We start from the raw sequence: 15,487 nt of genomic DNA, 5'->3' as shown, positions 1-15,487 counted from the left end.
CGGACGGATGCCGTGGCGGCTACTTGAGGATTCTGGTCACCTGACCGGCGCCGACCGTCCGGCCGCCCTCGCGGATCGCGAACTTCAGCCCCTCCTCCATCGCGATCGGCTGGATCAGCTGGACGTGCACGGTGGTGTTGTCGCCCGGCATCACCATCTCGGTGCCCGGCGGCAGGGTGACGACTCCGGTCACGTCGGTGGTGCGGAAGTAGAACTGGGGCCGGTAGTTCTGGAAGAACGGGGTGTGCCGGCCGCCCTCGTCCTTGGAGAGGATGTACGCCCGGGCCTCGAACTCCGTGTGCGGGGTGACCGATCCGGGCCTGATGACGACCTGGCCGCGCTCGACGTCGTCGCGTTTCACCCCGCGCAGCAGCAGGCCGACGTTCTCGCCGGCCCGGCCCTCGTCGAGCAGCTTGCGGAACATCTCGACGCCGGTGACGGTGGACCTGGTCTTCTGCTGGTGGATGCCGATGATCTCGACCTCGCTGTTGACCCGCAGCACGCCGCGCTCGATCCGGCCGGTGACGACCGTGCCCCGGCCGGTGATGGTGAAGACGTCCTCGATCGGCATCAGGAACGGCCGGTCCACGTCCCGCACCGGCTCGGGCACGAACTCGTCCACGGCGTCGAGGAGTTCGAGCAGGGCCGCGGTCCACTCGGGTTCGCCCGCCAGGGCCTTGAGCGCGGAGACCCGGACGACCGGGACGTCGTCGCCGGGGAACTCGTACTCGGTGAGCAGCTCGCGCACCTCCAGCTCCACCAGTTCCAGGATCTCCTCGTCGTCGACCATGTCGGTCTTGTTGAGCGCGACGACGATGTAGGGCACGCCCACCTGCCGGGCCAGCAGGACGTGTTCCTTGGTCTGCGGCATCGGCCCGTCGGTGGCCGCGACCACCAGGATCGCCCCGTCCATCTGGGCGGCGCCGGTGATCATGTTCTTGATGTAGTCCGCGTGGCCCGGGCAGTCGACGTGCGCGTAGTGCCGGCGTTCGGTCTGGTACTCGACATGCGCGATGGAGATGGTGATGCCGCGCTGCCGCTCCTCGGGCGCCTTGTCGATCTGGTCGAACGGGGTGAACGGGTTGAGCTCGGGGAACTTGTCGTGCAGCACCTTGGTGATGGCCGCGGTGAGTGTCGTCTTGCCGTGGTCGATGTGCCCGATGGTGCCGATGTTCACATGGGGTTTCGTCCGCTCGAACCTGGCCTTCGCCACTGGGGGCCTCCCGTCCGCCTCGGTGGGGCCGAGCGCGGGTCAGCGCTACAACTCCTCCTTCCTGTCTAGACGTTGCGCGGCTCGTCGAACAGGGCGCTCACGGACTCACCGTTGTGAATACGGCGTACGGCCTCGGCCAGTGCCGGGGCGATGGACAGGATCCGCAGCTTGTCCGTGTACTCCTCGACGGGTACCGGCACGGTGTTGGTGCACACGATCTCCAGCACGTCGGGCTGCTCGCTCAGCCGCTTGAGCGCCCCGGCCGCGAACAGCCCGTGCGTGCACGCGATCCGGATCGAGCGGGGCGGCCCCAACTCCCGCAGCCGTTCAAGCAGTTCGATCACCGTGCTGCCCTTGGCGATCTCGTCGTCGAGCACGATGACGTCCCGGTCGGCCACGTCGCCGATGACGGAGCTGATGACGACCCGGTCGTCGGCGAACCGCTGCTTGGCGCCGGCCGCCACCTGGGCGCCTATCAGCCGGGCGAAGGCGGCGGCCTCCTTGGCGTTGCCGAGGTCGGGCGAGACGACGGTGGTGCGCGTCAGGTCGTACCGCCGGAAGTGCGCGGCCAGCTCCCGCAGTGCGTGCAGATGGTCGACCGGCACCGAGAAGAAGCCGTGCACCTGCGGGGCGTGCAGGGACATGGCGAGGACCCGGCTCGCGCCGGCGGCCACCAGCAGGTCGGCGACGAGGCGCCCGCCGAGCGAGATGCGCGGGGCGTCCTTCTTGTCGGAGCGGGCGTAGGAGTAGTGCGGCATGACGACGGTGATCCGGCCCGCGGAGGCACCGCGTGCCGCGTCGCACATCAGCAGCAGTTCCACCAGGTGCTCCTGCACCGGCCGGACCAGGGGCTGGATCAGGAAGACGTCCCGCTCGCGGCAGTTCGCCTGGAGCTGTACCTCCAGACAGTCGTTGGCGAACCGGCTGACCCGCGTCGGGCTGAGCGGCACCCCGAGGTGCGCGCAGACCTCCTCGGCCAGCTCGGAATGGGCGCTGCCGCTGAAGACCGCGATGTCTCGCACGATCCGCTCCTCGCATGATCAATACGGGCTACGCGCTCATGCTACGGACCGCCGCGCTCTCACCACGGCACGGGTGTGCCGTCCCAGGAGAAGAACCCGCCGGTCGGCCCGTCGTCGGGCAGCAGCGCCAGCCGTACGGCCCCTCGTGCCCCCTCGGCCGGATCGCCGCCCCCCTCGGCCGCCCCGGGGACCAGGTCGGTGGCCCGGCGCCCCGGGGCGAGGGCGTTCACCTTGATGCCGTCCGCGGCCAGCTCCTGGGCGTAGAAGACGGTCAGCGCGTTGAGCGCGGCCTTCGAGGAGCGGTAGGCGGCGGACCGGGGCCTGCCGTGGGCGAACTGCGGATTGGGGTGAGTGCTCCAGGTGAGGGACGCGGTGCCGCTGGAGACGTTCACGACGCGGGGGTGGGCGGAGCGGCGCAGGACGGGCAGGAAGGCGTTGGTGACCGCGACGACACCGAAGACGTTTGTCTCATAGGTCCGCCGGAGGTCGTCGACGCCGGTCTCGGCGGGCGGGCCGGTGACCGGCTGGACGCCTGCGTTGTTGACCAGGACGTCCAGGCGGTCGACGCGGGCGGCGGCGCGCTCGATGCTGCCGGGATCGGTGACGTCGAGGACCAGGAGCCGCGCGTCGCCGCCGATCTCCGCCGCGGCCCGCTCGCCGTGCTCGATGTCCCGGGAACCCACGTGGACGCTGAAGCCCGCCTCGACGAGGAGCCGGGCGACATGGAAGCCGATGCCCTTGTTGGCACCGGTGACGAGTGCTGTGCGATCGTTCATGACAGTCACGGTTCCCCGGCCGCGTCCGTCCTGCCAGGGACCACCTGTACCAGGCGGACCGGGGAGGCGGCGGTATGGCGAGGCAGGAACTGGCCCGCTTCCTGCGGGAGCGCCGGGCGGGACTGCGCCCGCAGACGGTGGGGCTCGCGCCGGGCACCGTCCCGCGCCGTACGCCCGGCCTGCGCCGCGAGGAGGTCGCGGAGCTGGCTCACATGTCCGTCGACTACTACACCCGGCTGGAGCAGGCCCGCGGTCCCCGGCCCTCCCCGCGCGTCCTGGACGCCCTGGCCGGGGCGCTGCGGCTGGCGCCTGCCGAGCGCAGCCATCTCTTCCGGCTGGCCGGCTCGGCCGCGGCGCCGCCCGCCCCCACGGCGGTCCGGCGGGTGCGCCCGCACGTGGCCGGGATGCTGGAGCGGCTGCCCGACACCGCGGCGATCGTCACCGACGCCTCCTACGGCCTGGTGGCCTGGAACCCCCTGGCCCAACTGCTGTTCGGCGGGGACCTGGGACGCGGCACGACCAACCTGGCGCGGCGGCGCTTCCTGGGCCAGGGCCGGATGTACCCGAGCTCCGGCACCGGGGAATTCGGACACATCGTGGTGGCCCGGCTGCGGAGGGCGGCCGAGAGGTATCCGCACGACGTGCAACTCGCCGATCTGCTGGGCGAGTTGCACGCGGGAAGCGCGGAGTTCCGGCGCATCTGGGCGACCCATCCGGTGCACGCCCCGGGGCATCGCGCGAAGGTCCTCGACCATCCGGAGCTGGGGCGGCTGCGGCTGAACTGCGATGTGCTGCTGGTACCGGAGGACGACCAGGAGGTCGTCCTCGTGACAGCGGATCCGGGCTCGGTGTCGGCACGCCGGATCGCGGAGCTGTCGGCGCGGGTCTAGTCGGCCAGGAAACGGGTCACCGTACGCCGGTACACGGTGGGCTGCTCGACGTCGATCAGGTGGCCGGCGCCGGGGACGGTGACCAGCCGCGCCCCGGGCAGGACGTCGGCGTACTCGCGGGCGATGCCGGGGTTCTTGTAGTCGCAGCCGCCGCGCAGCACCAGGACGGGGACATGGACGCGGCACAGTGCGGGACGCGGGTCGGAGACCTTCGACTGGTCGGCGGTGATGAGCTGGTTGGAGTAGAAGCCGGGGAGCGAGCCCGGCAGGTCGCCCAGCGGGCGGCCGGGGTGGCAGGTGGCCGGCGGCGGGGCGATGTCGAGCAACTTGGCGAAGACCGGGTCGAGTTCGGCGTCCGGGACCAGGACGTGGGCGGCCCGCGGGTTGGCCTCCATCAGCAGCGACCAGGCCAGCAGCCGCGGGCTGGCCTCCAGTTCGTCGAGCCGCCGTTGCTGCTCGTCGGTGAGCCGGTCCCAGATGTCGCCCTTCTGACGGTCCTGCCAGGCCGGCGCCCAGAGCACGCCCGGCGAGGTGAGCACCATCCGGGACACATGCTCCGGGTGCTCGGCGAGGTACTCGGCGGCGAGCGTCGCGCCCCAGGAGGCGCCGAGCAGCACCACCCGGTCGGCGCCGATCCGCTCACGGACGGCTTCGAGGTCGGCGACCTGGCGGGCGACGGTGTAGCCGGTGGGATCGGCGAGCCGCCCGGAGCGGCCCGAGCCGAGCTGGTCGTACGACCAGACGTCGTACCTCTGCCGGGTGAGGAGCTGTTCCAGCGGGTCCGGGCCGTCGCCGGGCGTACCCGGGCCGCCGTGCAGGACGATCACCGGGGTGGGGCGGGCCCGGCCCCGGGCGGGCTGGTGGGTGTAGGCGAGGCGGGATCCGGTGGCCAGGTCCCAGTAGCCGGTGGGACAGGAGTGAGGCGTCGGAGGTGTCTCGCCCGCGCCACCCCGGTGGAGCCGGACCCGGAGACCGCGCGGCGGCTGGCCCGGCTGACCGGCCGGGAGCGCGAGGTGCTGCTTCTGCTGGGGCGCGGGCTGTCCAACGCGGAGATCGCCGGCCGGCTGCATGTCGGCGAGGCCACGGTGAAGACGCACGTCGGCCGGGTGCTCGACAACCTCGCGCTGCGGGACCGCGTGCACGCGGTGGTGTTCGCCTTCGACCACGGCCGGGTCCGGCCCGGAGGACGGTGAGCCGTCGATCTCCGAGCCGTTGGCCTCCGGGAGTCACCAGGAGACGGGCAGATGCCTCGGGCTGCGGGTCATCTGGCCCTCGCGCCAGTCGATCGTCGTGGCAGTGAACTCGGCGCGCAGGCCCGGGAAGCGGACGGCGAGCCGGTGCAGCGCGAGGGTGATCTCCAGGCGGGCCAGCCAGGCGCCCAGGCAGTGGTGGGGACCGGCGCCGAAGACGACGCTCGGCACGGGCAGGGGTGCGGTGAGATCGGGCGGGCCGGGCGGATGGACGTCCGGGTCGCGGCCCGCCGCGTTGGTCTGGACGGCGACGACGCTGCCCGCCGGGATGGGGACGCCGCCGACCACGGCGTCCTCGACGGCCCTGCGCAGCAGCCCGGGCAGCACCCGGCCCTCACTGAGCGGCACGGTCCGCAGCAGCTGCTCGGCCGCCGTCGCCGCGGCCTCCTCGTCCACCGCGAGAGACGGCCAGTCGGCATGCCCGTCGGTGAGGAGGTAGACGACGATGTTGCCGAGCGCGGACATCGTGGTCTCGTGTCCGGCCACCACCAGACCGCAGACCAGCCGGACGAGTTGGCGTTCCCCGATGCCGAGCGCGTCACCCGCCACGACCAGTCCGCTGACCAGGTCGTCGCCGGGCCGGGCCCGCCGCTGCGCCACCAGTTCGGCCCCGAAGGCCCCGAACTCCCGCATGGCGCTCGCGACTTCCTCGGCGCTGTGCGCACCTCCGGACAGGGCGTGGTCGGCCCAGTGCCGGATGCGCTCGCGGTCGATGTGGTCGAGCCCCATCAGCCGGCAGATCACCGACACGGGCAGCCGCCGGGTGAACCCCTCGACGATGTCGGCGGGGCGAGGGGTGGCGGCGAGATCGTCGAGGAGGGACTCGACCACCGACGCCACCCAGGGCCGCCAGCGGGCGACGGATCGCGGGGTGAACGCCCGCTGCACCGTGCCGCGCAGCCGCTGATGGCCCGGACCGTCCTGGTTCACCAGCCCGTCGGGGTCGCTGAGCAGGTTCGGTACGACGAGCAGCGGCGGGGCGTCCTCGGCGTGCAGGGAACTGCGGTCGAAACGCTGGTCCATGAGCACCTGGCGGACGTCGTGGTACCGGGTCACGAGCCATACCGGGGTGCCGGTCGCCAGCGTGGTGAGCCGGGGCGGCCCGGACTCGGGATACGTCACACGGTGCATCGGACAAAGGGGCCGGGAAGTGCTTTCTGCGGTCATCCGGGGCTCCTGGCACGCCGACGGGAGGTCACTCCACGCTAAAGCGTGTACCAGTCCTGCGTCAGCTGTCTCAATCGGCCAACAACACGGTCTGGCAAGGCGTTCGGCGGGCATTCGTCTCGTTGGAAAGGAGGACCGTCACATGGCGAGTTCCACCAAGGAGAGCAAGGAGACCTCCGAGAAGGAGACTCCGGTCAAGGCCCGGCCCCGGCGCATGCCCGGTTGGGCGAAACTGCTCACCGCGTTCGTGCTGGTGCTCGTGGTGCTGTTCGCCGGGATCAAGCTGGCGGTGCTACCGGGCATCAAGGACCTGTTCGGCACGGAGACCCGTGACAACACGGGCCCCGCGCTGCTCAAGTCCATCCAGGACATGAGCCGTTACGACGCCGCGTCCGGCAACTTCCAGGTCGTCGTGGACCTGGAGAAGGACGCCAAGTACCTGCCGAGCGCGATCCGCGGCACCCGCACCCTGTATGTCGGAGCCGGCAACGTCGATTCCTATGTCGACCTCGGGAAGATCGGCCAGAAGGACGTGACGGTCAACGACGACCGCACCGAGGCCACCATCCGGCTGCCGCACGCGCAGCTGGGCAAGGCCACCCTGGACGCCGACCACTCCTACGCCGTCTCCAAGGAGCGCGGTCTGCTGGACCGGCTGGGCGACCTGTTCTCGGACAACCCCAACAGTGAGCAGGCGGTGCAGAAGCTGGCCGTGAAGCACATCTCGGACGCGGCCAAGACCAGCGGTCTGACCACCCGGGCCGAGACCAACACCACCGACATGCTGGAGGGCCTGCTGCACTCCCTCGGCTTCACGGAGGTGCACGTGTCCTACGGCACGGTCTGATCAGGACCGTGTGATCAGCCGCCCAGCACACCCGGCAGGGCCAGCGCCCCGAGTGCCGCGGCGCCGACCAGCAGCCAGGCCACGTAGTCCCCGACGTGCCCGGACTGCAGGCGGCGCAGCGGCAGCGCCCGGCCCCGGGCCACCAGCTGGCCGGGGCGGGTGACCGCGAGGGCGGCCAGGCCGACGGCCAGGAGGGTGGAGAGGCAGCCCAGCAGGACCCCGGTCGACGTCCAGTGGACGTCGACCGGGGTCCTGCCCTTGTCCACGGCCCGGGCCAGTGCCTCCGGGAAACGGGGGGCGAGGCCCAAGGCGAGGGCGCCGGCCAGCAGTACGGCGGGGACGGCGGTCATCGTGACCGGGATCCGCCCGAGCCGGCCCTCGGTCTCGGGCTCCTCACCGTCCCCGGTGGTCTCGTACGCGTCGCCCCGGGGCGGCCGGTCCCCGAGGCCGAGGAAGACTCGGGCGGCGACCCGCAGCACCGCCCCCGCCGTCACCGCGGACACGATGACGTACAGCACGGTCAGCGGAGTGCCCACCGCCTCCTCGGCGACCGACTTGCCGAGCGCGGTACCGAACGGCGGCAGCCCCGCGAGGGCCAGCGCCCCGAGGGTGAACAGGACGCCCACCGTGCGCAGTTCCCGGGCCCGGCCGTGCAGCGCGCGTTCGTCCACGTTGCCGTAGCGGTCCAGCAGGATCCCCGCGCAGGCGAACAGGGCGGCCTTCACCCCGGCGTGCCCGAGCAGGTACAGCGCGATCCCCGAGTCGCCCGCCGGGGTCAGGACGCCGAGGCCGACGAGGAACAGCCCGGTGTGGGCGATCGTGGAGTTGGCCAGCAGCCGCTTGATGTGCCGCTGGTGCCAGCACATGAACGCGCCCAGCATGGCCGTGAGCGTGCCGAGGACGACCAGTGCCCGTTCCAGGTCGGCGGCCGGGATGCCGCCGGGTCCGGCGAAGACCGTGCCATACACCCGCCACACACCGTAGGCGCCGAGTTCGACCATGACTCCGGAGAGCAGCATGCAGACCGGGGTGGGGGCGACGGCGTGGGCGTCCGGCAGCCAGAAGTGGAAGGGCACGGCGGCCGCCTTGACCAGCAGTGCGGTGAGCACCAGCACGAAGGTGGCCAGGACCAGCGCGTCCGGGCGGCCGTGCGCGTCCAGGCCGTGGCCGATCTTCGCCATGCCCAGTTCGCCGGTGCGGGCGTACAGCAGGGCGATGCCCGTCAGCATGGCGTACGCGCCGAGGGAGTTGACCACGCCGAAGGTCAGCGCCCCCTGCACCGCCTTCGCCTCGTCGATGCGGTAGCCGGTCAGCGCGTAGGCGACGACGCTCATCAGCTCGAAGAAGACGAACGCGTTGAACAGGTCGCCCGCGAGCGCGAAGCCGCACATCCCGGCCTGGAAGACCAGCATCAGCGCCGGGAAGGAGCCCGCGTGCCGGCGCGGCGGCTCCGCGAAGTAGTGCCAGGAATAGACCAGCGCGGCCAGGGTCAGCAGCGAGGCGAGGGCGGCCATGCCGAGCGCCGGGCCGTCCCCGACCAGGACGATCCCGACGCTCTCCCCGCCGGCCGGCCGCCAGCCGCCCGCCCACTCGACGAGCGGGGGCGCGGAGTTGAGCAGCAGGACCAGCGCGAGGGCGCAGGTGCCCGCGCAGACCGCGCAGGCGAAGCTCTCGGCGAGGAGCCGGTGCAGGCGGCGGCCGCCGGCCACCAGCAGGGTGGCGCCGAGCAGCGGGACGGCCACGAGCAGCGGCAGCAGGTGGTGCATCAGCCGCGCAGCTCCGTCAGTTCGTCGGGATCGACCGTGCCGTGCCGCTTGGCGATCTGCAGGACCAGCGCGAGCAGCAGCGCGGTGACGGTCGCGCCGACGACCACGTCGGTCAGGGCGAGGGCCTGCACCACCGGGTCGACCAGCGGACGGGTGCCGGGCCTGAGATCGGAGAATACGGGTGCGGTGCCGCCGTCGCGGTAGCCGACCGCGAGCAGCAGGACGTACGTCGACGACTGGACGACGGCCAGACAGCCGACCGCGTGGATCAGGTTACGGCTGGTGGCGAGACCGTAACAGCCCGTCAGGAAGATCCAGACGGCGACCAGATAGGGGAATACGTGCATCATCGGCGGCTCAACTCCCGTTCTCCTCCTCGATCTCCACGGCCTGGTCGAGGAAGCCGGCGAGCAGGACGACGACCGCGCTCGCCACCTCCATGCCGATGGCCGCGTTCAGCAGGGGGACCAGACCGCCGGAGGACAGCGTGTTGAACGTCCCGTACGGCAGCAGTGTGTTGGCGAGGAACGCGGTGCCGGCCAGCAGCCCGGAGAGGCCCAGCACCAGGTAGGCGCAGGCGGCCAGGGAGTCGGCGACCTCGAAGACGCCGATCGGGCGCACCCGTTCCAGAGCGTGGTAGTCGGCACCGAGGTACAGCAGGTGCAGGGCGGTCGCGGCGACGACCCCGCCCTGGAAGCCGCCGCCGGGGCTGAGCTGGCCGTGCGCGATGACGTACAGGCCGGTGACCAGGGCGACGGGGAGCACCAGCAGGGCGTACCGGCGGACGGGCGGGTCGACTTCGGCGGGCCGCGGGCGGGCCCGGTGTTCGTCGCGGGTCTGGCGCAGCAGGACCACGCAGCCGAGGACGGCGGCGAAGAGGATGCTCATCTCGCCGAGGGTGTCGTAGGCGCGCTGGTCGAAGTTGACGGAGGAGATGACGTTGGCGGTGTGCCGGGCCAGGGCGGCCCGGACGGCCCGGTCGCCGTAGGGGTGGCTGCCGCCGCCGAAGGACGGCAGGTCGAGGCAGGCGGCGACCAGCAGGGCGGCGAGGCCCGCGCCGCCGACGGCCAGCAGCCACAGCCGCAGGCACCGGGTCACCTGTCGCCCTCCTTGCCGCGCCGTTTCACCTTGCGGACCGACAGCATGATCAGCAGCGGGGTGAGCGCGGAGCTGACGGCGAGCTGGGAGAGGCCGACGTCGGGGGCCTGGAGCACGGTGAACAGGGCACCGAGGACCAGACCGAGCAGGGACAGGACCAGGGCCTGACGGGCCGGTTCACGGGTCGCCACGGCCGCGGTCGCCGAGGCGGCCGTCAGCAGCAGCGCGACGACGATCACGGCGTCAGCCACCGCGCACCCCCCGGAACCCGCCGGACAGCGCCCTTGAGGCGACCACGTTCCCGCCGACCAGGAGCGCCCCGATCACCAGCAGTTTCGCCATCGCCCGCCCTGGTCCGGTCACCGCGCAGAGCACCAGCACGACCACGGCGCCGACCCCGGCCGCCGTCCAGGTCAGGCCCCAGGCGGCGGGCCGTTCGTCCGCCAGGTCGTCGGAGAGCAGCCGGGCGAAGACCAGGGTGCCGACCGGGCCCAGCAGCGCGAGGAGCAGCGCGAGATCGACGTAGGACGTACGGCCGTAGCCCTGGGCGAGCAGCAGCAGGCTGGGGCAGACCGCCGAGGTGGCGAGGTTCTGGGCGACCATCCGGCGGCCGAGCGGGCCGGTGGCGACCGCCCACAGGGCGGTGCCCGCGCCCCCGGCCAGCAGCACGGTCGCGGCCAGGATCCAGCCGTTCATCGCCAGGTCACCGCCCGTCGGCCGACCCGGGCCACGAGGGCGCCGACCGCCGCCGCGCTCGCGCCGACGATCCGCTCCAGGGTGTCGACGGTGCCGATGAACACCAGCCAGAGCAGGGCCAGTCCGGTCCACCAGGCCAGGAACTCGGCCGCGGCGACGAGCGCCGTACGTCCGGTCATACGCCGCCTCCTTGGGTCGCCTTGCGGCGCTATGCCCGTTTCGCCGCCTCCGGCATCCAAGCACCGCGTCCGTCTCGGGGAGCGACGGCACGCGGGAACGGGTCCGGAGTGCCCGGGGAACGTGGACGGAAACCTCGGGTCCGCTCCGGCCGCCGCCGTGGGCGGCGGCATCTCCGGGCGGTTCCTGGGTAACTGGGCTAGCACGCGGGACCGTTCACCAGGGGAGGACCAAATGGCCAGTGCCGCCTCGCGCCTGCGCACGACCAAGGCCGAGAAGAACGAGGGGACGAACACGGGTGAGGAAACCGGCAAACAGACCGGGGTACTGACCAAGGTCGCCCGCGCCGTCGGCGTTCGCCGCGCCGAGCCGGACGCCCCCACGAAGGCCGGCACCGGAAAGGCGGGCGGCACCGGGAAGAAGGGCCGCGTCGGCAAGGCGGGCCGTACCGACAGGACGAGCGGCGCGGGGAAGACCGGCGGCACCGGCAGGGCGAGCCGCACCGCCAGGGCCACTGGAACCGAACGCCGTCCGCTCCCGCTGCCGTTGCGGGTGCTGGCCATGCTGTGCGCGTTCGCGGTGATGGTGGCGTTCGCCGTCGTGCTGGCCCGGCTGACGCTGGATCCGTCTCCGGCGTCCGTGTCGATCGCGCACACCAATCTGCATCCCGGCCGCTCCCTCAAGATCTATCTGGACCAGCCCGCCCTGCGGGACGCGGTCAAGCAGATCGGCGGGAACATCGTGCTCGGCATTCCGTTCGGGATCATCGTGCCGGTCCTCGTTCCGCGCGCCCGGGGCTTCTTCGGGGTGCTGCTGCTCACCGCGTTCGTGATGCTGATGGTCGAGACGGCTCAGGGCCTGCTGGTCGAAGGACGCGCCTTCGACGTGGACGACGTCATCCTCAACACCTCGGGGGCGCTGATCGGCTGGGTGCTGCTGGGCCGGCGGCTCGGCCGGGCGGTCCACGCGCGCAAGCCGAAGAAGGCGAAGGCGTGACCCGCCCGCGAGCGCACCGCTCGGGAGCCCGGGAGGGCCGTCGCCCGATCGTCCGACACTGGTCCGTACCAAAGTATTGACGCACCACTTATCTCATCTCTTAAATCAAGAGGCGACGCCTTCACCCCCCCACCCCGGCCGGCTGCCTCCCCGCACCCGGCCGCCGTACGGAAGGACGAGCCGTGGCCTCCCCACGCCTTATCCGCAGATGCCTGTTCGCCTCCCTGTCCGCCGCGCTGGTCGGATCCGTCGCGGTCGGTCCCGCGCACCGGGCCGACGCCGCCGACGCCGGCGCGGCCGCCGTGACCTTCTCCGACACCTTCGACGGTGCCGCCGGTTCGGCGGTCAACTCCTCGAAGTGGACCCTGGAGACCGGCGACAACGTCAACAACCACGAACGGGAGTACTACACCTCCGGCACCAACAACGCGGCCCTCGACGGCCAGGGCCACCTGGTCATCACGGCCAAGAAGGAGAACCCAGCCAACTACCAGTGCTGGTACGGCACCTGTCAGTACACCTCGGCCCGGATGAACACCTCCGGCAAGTTCAGCGCCCAGTACGGGCATGTCGAGGCCCGGATGAAGATCCCGCGCGGGCAGGGCATGTGGCCGGCGTTCTGGATGCTCGGCACCGACATCGGGTCGGTCGGCTGGCCGAACTCCGGTGAGATCGACGTCATGGAGAACGTCGGTTTCGAGCCATCGACGGTGCACGGCACCATCCACGGCCCCGGGTACTCGGGCTCGGCCGGGATAGGCGCCGGCTACACCCTGCCGAACGGCCAGGCTTTCGCGGACGCCTTCCACACCTTCGCGGTCGACTGGGCGCCCAACTCGATCACCTGGTCGGTCGACGGGATCGCCTACCAGACCCGCACCCCCGCCGACGTGGGCGGCAACACCTGGGCGTTCAACAAGCCGTTCTTCCTGATCCTGAACCTGGCCGTCGGCGGCTACTGGCCGGGCGACCCCAACAGCTCCACGGCGTTCCCGGCGCAGCTGGTCGTGGACTCGGTGTCGGTGACGACGAGTGACACCGCGGCCGGCGTCGCGATCAAGGGCCTGGCCGGCAAGTGCGTGGACGTGGCCGGGGCGAACTCCGCGAACGGCACCCCCGTCCAGCTCTACGACTGCAACGGCAGCGCCGCCCAGCAGTGGACGGTCGGCAGCGACGGCACCATCCGGGCGCTCGGCAAGTGCCTGGACGTCACCAGCGGCGGCACGGCGGACGGCACGACGGTCCAGCTCTACGACTGCAACGGCAGCGCCGCCCAGAAGTGGGCCGTCTCCGCGGCGAACGACATCGTGAACCCGCAGGCGAACAAGTGCCTGGACGTGACCGGCAACAACTCGGCCAACGGCACCCGGCTGCAGATCTGGACCTGCTCGGGCGGCGCCAACCAGAAGTGGACCGTCGGCTGAGAGTGGGGCTCGCTGCTAGTGGCGGGGTATCCAGGTGAACTTGTCCCCGCCCACCCAGCAGACCACGGCCGGGTCGTCCAGGTCGTGGACCGTGATCCCGTGGGTCGCGGCGACCGCCAGCACCTCGGTGATGTCCCTCGCCTCACCGACCACCTCACCGTCGATCTCCACGATGCGGAAGGGCGGGGTGCCCGGCTTGCCGGTCATGACCCCGAGCACCAGGATCCGCGGCTGGGAGATGAACGGGCTCGCTATCTCGGTCATGCAATCGAGGGTAGATCTCCCCGGGCGGAAGTGACTTGCCTGAGTCACCCTGACGGCGGAGGTGGCCACGGAACCCGTCCGGGCGCCGGAACGGATCGCCTGCCTGCGGAAACAGGCCCTGGCACCGGTCTATCGGGCGCGGGCCTTCCGCGGCACCGCACGGGTCCTGGCCGCCCTGCCCGCCGGTGAGATCGCCACCAGGGCCCGGGCCCGCGCCCTCGCATCACCGCGGGGCGCGGGCCCGATGACGGCCCACGTGGCCCGGGAATCACGCGCCGGAGATTTGGCCGGAGATTTGCGCACGTTTGATAAACATACGGGCCAATCCACGACGGATGACGGCCCCGGATCGAGGAGGCGGACCGCAGCGCGGCCGCGCTCGGCCAGGAGCGGACGGCACTCACGGACCACATCCGCTCGGCGGTGACACGGCCGCGGCGCTCCCGACACCGCCGGCGGTGGTCGCGGCCCTGACCGCCGCCGTCGGAACGATCAACGCCGACCGGGCCGTCACCGCCGAGCGCGCCCACTCGTGCGCCTTCTTCGACCCTCGCCTACGCGACCAGTTCCCGATATCGAGCTCGCGCGCCGAGTCCTGGATGCGTGCAGGCCGCCGACCTGGACCGGGGGCGGGTGACGCGTATCACTTACGGGGTCGGAACAGTCCGCGTTTGTTGTCCGTTGAAGCAATCGTGGGTGCGGATGGGACAGTGTCCCCGGGCCTCACCTTTTGCCCACAGGGACGATCGTTCGGCTGAAGCCCTGTGGAGCCTTTCGCCGAGAGGCGACCGCCATCCGTGCCCACCACCTGGCCGCCCCGGCCGCGAATCCCCCGTCGCGGCCGGGGCTTTCCGCTGTTCGGGGACGGTTCACGGCCCCCCGGACCTCGGCTTGACTTCGAGCGCACTCCAATTCGTAGCGTTCGGGTCATGAGCACTACGACTCCTCAGCACAAGATCGGTTCCGGATTCGGCGCGGACAGCACGGCCGACGACGTCCTGGCGGGCCTCGACCTCGACGGCCGGCTCGCGATCGTCACCGGCGGCTACTCCGGGCTCGGCCTGGAGACCACCAGGGCGCTGACCAAGGCGGGCGCCCGCGTCGTCGTCCCCGCGCGGCGCGCCGAGGCCGCCCGGGAGGCGCTGGCCGGCCTGGACCGGGTCGAGGTGGACGAGCTGGACCTCGGCGACCTGGACAGCGTGCGCGGCTTCGCCGAACGGTTCCTGGCCTCCGGCCGGACCGTCGACTTCGTGATCGACAACGCGGGCGTCATGGCCTGTCCCGAGACCCGGGTCGGGCCCGGCTGGGAGGCCCAGTTCGCCACCAACCACCTCGGGCACTTCGCGCTGGTCAACCGGCTCTGGCCGGCCCTCGAACCGGGCGGCGCGCGGGTCGTGTCGGTCTCCTCGCGCGCCCACCACTTCGCCGGGATGCGCTGGGACGACGTCCAGTGGCGGCACGACTACGACAAGTGGCAGGCGTACGGCCAGGCCAAGACCGCGAACGTGCTGTTCGCCGTGCACCTGGACCGGCTCGGCCAGGACTCCGGCGTGCGCGCCTTCGCGCTGCACCCCGGCGGCATCATGACCCCGCTCCAGCGGCACATCCCCCGCGAGGAGATGATCGAGCGCGGCTGGATCGACGAGCAGGGCACCCCACTGAACCCGCAGGGCTTCAAGACGCCCCCGCAGGGTGCGGCCACCCAGACCTGGGCCGCCACCTCTCCGCAGCTCGCGGACATGGGCGGGGTCTACCTGGAGGACTGCGACATCGCCGAGCCCGCCGTGGAGGGCGAGCCGACCGGCGTCAAGGACTGGGCGATCGACCCGGACCAGGCCGCCCGCCTCTGGGACCTCTCGGCGGAGCTGACGGGCGTCAACGCGTTCGCCTGAGCACGGCCG

18 protein-coding genes are annotated in these 15,487 nt (G+C 71.9%); 6 read left to right on the top strand and 12 right to left on the bottom strand.

Going from position 1 to position 15,487, the window contains the following annotated elements:
- Positions 1-19: 19 nt before the first annotated feature.
- From tuf to ACGFZQ_RS37540, 3 genes are all read right to left on the bottom strand, one after another.
- Positions 20-1,213, bottom strand: coding sequence for an elongation factor Tu (gene tuf / locus ACGFZQ_RS37550; protein WP_393844157.1), 1,194 nt, complete (start codon positions 1,211-1,213; stop codon positions 20-22).
- Positions 1,214-1,278: 65 nt separating this feature from the next.
- Positions 1,279-2,235 (bottom strand): ribose-phosphate diphosphokinase, encoded by a 957-nt coding sequence (locus ACGFZQ_RS37545; RefSeq protein ID WP_393844156.1) that lies wholly within the window; start codon positions 2,233-2,235, stop codon positions 1,279-1,281.
- Positions 2,236-2,294: 59 nt separating this feature from the next.
- The gene (locus ACGFZQ_RS37540; RefSeq protein WP_393844155.1) at positions 2,295-3,011 is read right to left on the bottom strand and encodes an SDR family oxidoreductase; all 717 of its coding nucleotides are present in this window, start codon (positions 3,009-3,011) and stop codon (positions 2,295-2,297) included.
- A gap of 74 nt (positions 3,012-3,085) precedes the next feature.
- Between ACGFZQ_RS37540 and ACGFZQ_RS37535 the strand changes: the two genes are divergently transcribed.
- Positions 3,086-3,901, top strand: coding sequence for a helix-turn-helix transcriptional regulator (locus ACGFZQ_RS37535; RefSeq protein WP_393844154.1), 816 nt, complete (start codon positions 3,086-3,088; stop codon positions 3,899-3,901).
- Here ACGFZQ_RS37535 and ACGFZQ_RS37530 read toward each other — a convergent pair.
- On the bottom strand, positions 3,898-4,728 hold the full coding sequence (locus ACGFZQ_RS37530) for an alpha/beta fold hydrolase (RefSeq protein WP_393844153.1): 831 nt from the start codon (positions 4,726-4,728) through the stop codon (positions 3,898-3,900). The two genes, ACGFZQ_RS37535 and ACGFZQ_RS37530, sit on opposite strands and share 4 nt — an antisense overlap.
- 90 nt (positions 4,729-4,818) lie before the next feature.
- Between ACGFZQ_RS37530 and ACGFZQ_RS37525 the strand changes: the two genes are divergently transcribed.
- Entirely contained in the window at positions 4,819-5,094 is a 276-nt protein-coding gene (locus tag ACGFZQ_RS37525) for a response regulator transcription factor (protein ID WP_393844152.1), read from the top strand.
- A 33-nt stretch (positions 5,095-5,127) separates the two neighbouring features.
- Here ACGFZQ_RS37525 and ACGFZQ_RS37520 read toward each other — a convergent pair whose 3' ends face one another.
- Positions 5,128-6,318: a cytochrome P450 gene (locus tag ACGFZQ_RS37520; RefSeq protein ID WP_393844151.1), complete on the bottom strand. Its 1,191-nt coding sequence runs from the start codon at positions 6,316-6,318 to the stop codon at positions 5,128-5,130.
- A gap of 214 nt (positions 6,319-6,532) precedes the next feature.
- On the opposite strand from ACGFZQ_RS37520, the gene ACGFZQ_RS37515 reads away from it, so the two are divergent.
- Complete coding sequence (locus ACGFZQ_RS37515; protein ID WP_351745035.1) at positions 6,533-7,165, top strand: DUF4230 domain-containing protein; 633 nt, start codon at positions 6,533-6,535, stop codon at positions 7,163-7,165.
- A gap of 14 nt (positions 7,166-7,179) precedes the next feature.
- Here the strand turns inward: ACGFZQ_RS37515 and ACGFZQ_RS37510 are convergent, their stop codons facing one another.
- Genes ACGFZQ_RS37510 through ACGFZQ_RS37485 form a run of 6 tightly spaced genes read right to left on the bottom strand, consistent with a single transcriptional unit; the run spans position 7,180 to position 10,904 of the window.
- Positions 7,180-8,931: a complex I subunit 5 family protein gene (locus tag ACGFZQ_RS37510; protein WP_393844150.1), complete on the bottom strand. Its 1,752-nt coding sequence runs from the start codon at positions 8,929-8,931 to the stop codon at positions 7,180-7,182.
- Entirely contained in the window at positions 8,931-9,281 is a 351-nt protein-coding gene (locus tag ACGFZQ_RS37505; protein WP_351747717.1) for a sodium:proton antiporter, read from the bottom strand. Before ACGFZQ_RS37505 ends, ACGFZQ_RS37510 begins: the two co-directional genes overlap by 1 nt.
- A 7-nt stretch (positions 9,282-9,288) precedes the next feature.
- Positions 9,289-10,029, bottom strand: a complete 741-nt coding sequence (locus ACGFZQ_RS37500) for an MnhB domain-containing protein (protein WP_393844149.1) — start codon at positions 10,027-10,029, stop codon at positions 9,289-9,291.
- The gene (locus ACGFZQ_RS37495) at positions 10,026-10,280 is read right to left on the bottom strand and encodes a Na(+)/H(+) antiporter subunit B (RefSeq protein WP_393844148.1); all 255 of its coding nucleotides are present in this window, start codon (positions 10,278-10,280) and stop codon (positions 10,026-10,028) included. Before ACGFZQ_RS37495 ends, ACGFZQ_RS37500 begins: the two co-directional genes overlap by 4 nt.
- On the bottom strand, positions 10,273-10,725 hold the full coding sequence (locus ACGFZQ_RS37490) for a monovalent cation/H+ antiporter complex subunit F (RefSeq protein WP_351747723.1): 453 nt from the start codon (positions 10,723-10,725) through the stop codon (positions 10,273-10,275). Before ACGFZQ_RS37490 ends, ACGFZQ_RS37495 begins: the two co-directional genes overlap by 8 nt.
- A complete protein-coding gene (locus ACGFZQ_RS37485) occupies positions 10,722-10,904 on the bottom strand; it encodes a hypothetical protein (RefSeq protein WP_351747725.1) in 183 nt (60 codons plus the stop codon). Before ACGFZQ_RS37485 ends, ACGFZQ_RS37490 begins: the two co-directional genes overlap by 4 nt.
- A gap of 232 nt (positions 10,905-11,136) precedes the next feature.
- On the opposite strand from ACGFZQ_RS37485, the gene ACGFZQ_RS37480 reads away from it, so the two are divergent.
- Together ACGFZQ_RS37480 and ACGFZQ_RS37475 are read left to right on the top strand one after the other, a co-directional pair.
- Positions 11,137-11,898, top strand: coding sequence for a VanZ family protein (locus ACGFZQ_RS37480; RefSeq protein ID WP_393844147.1), 762 nt, complete (start codon positions 11,137-11,139; stop codon positions 11,896-11,898).
- Positions 11,899-12,080: 182 nt separating this feature from the next.
- Complete coding sequence (locus ACGFZQ_RS37475; RefSeq protein ID WP_393844146.1) at positions 12,081-13,322, top strand: ricin-type beta-trefoil lectin domain protein; 1,242 nt, start codon at positions 12,081-12,083, stop codon at positions 13,320-13,322.
- Between the two features lie 15 nt (positions 13,323-13,337).
- Here ACGFZQ_RS37475 and ACGFZQ_RS37470 read toward each other — a convergent pair whose 3' ends face one another.
- The gene (locus ACGFZQ_RS37470) at positions 13,338-13,586 is read right to left on the bottom strand and encodes a hypothetical protein (protein WP_351703860.1); all 249 of its coding nucleotides are present in this window, start codon (positions 13,584-13,586) and stop codon (positions 13,338-13,340) included.
- 929 nt (positions 13,587-14,515) lie between these two features.
- On the opposite strand from ACGFZQ_RS37470, the gene ACGFZQ_RS37465 reads away from it, so the two are divergent.
- Complete coding sequence (locus ACGFZQ_RS37465) at positions 14,516-15,478, top strand: SDR family NAD(P)-dependent oxidoreductase (RefSeq protein WP_393844145.1); 963 nt, start codon at positions 14,516-14,518, stop codon at positions 15,476-15,478.
- Positions 15,479-15,487: the final 9 nt, after the last annotated feature.

Origin of the sequence: Streptomyces sp. NPDC048254 (assembly GCF_043201895.1) — a bacterium.
Lineage (GTDB): Bacteria > Actinomycetota > Actinomycetes > Streptomycetales > Streptomycetaceae > Streptomyces.
This window is presented reverse-complemented; position numbering and strand designations above follow the sequence as displayed.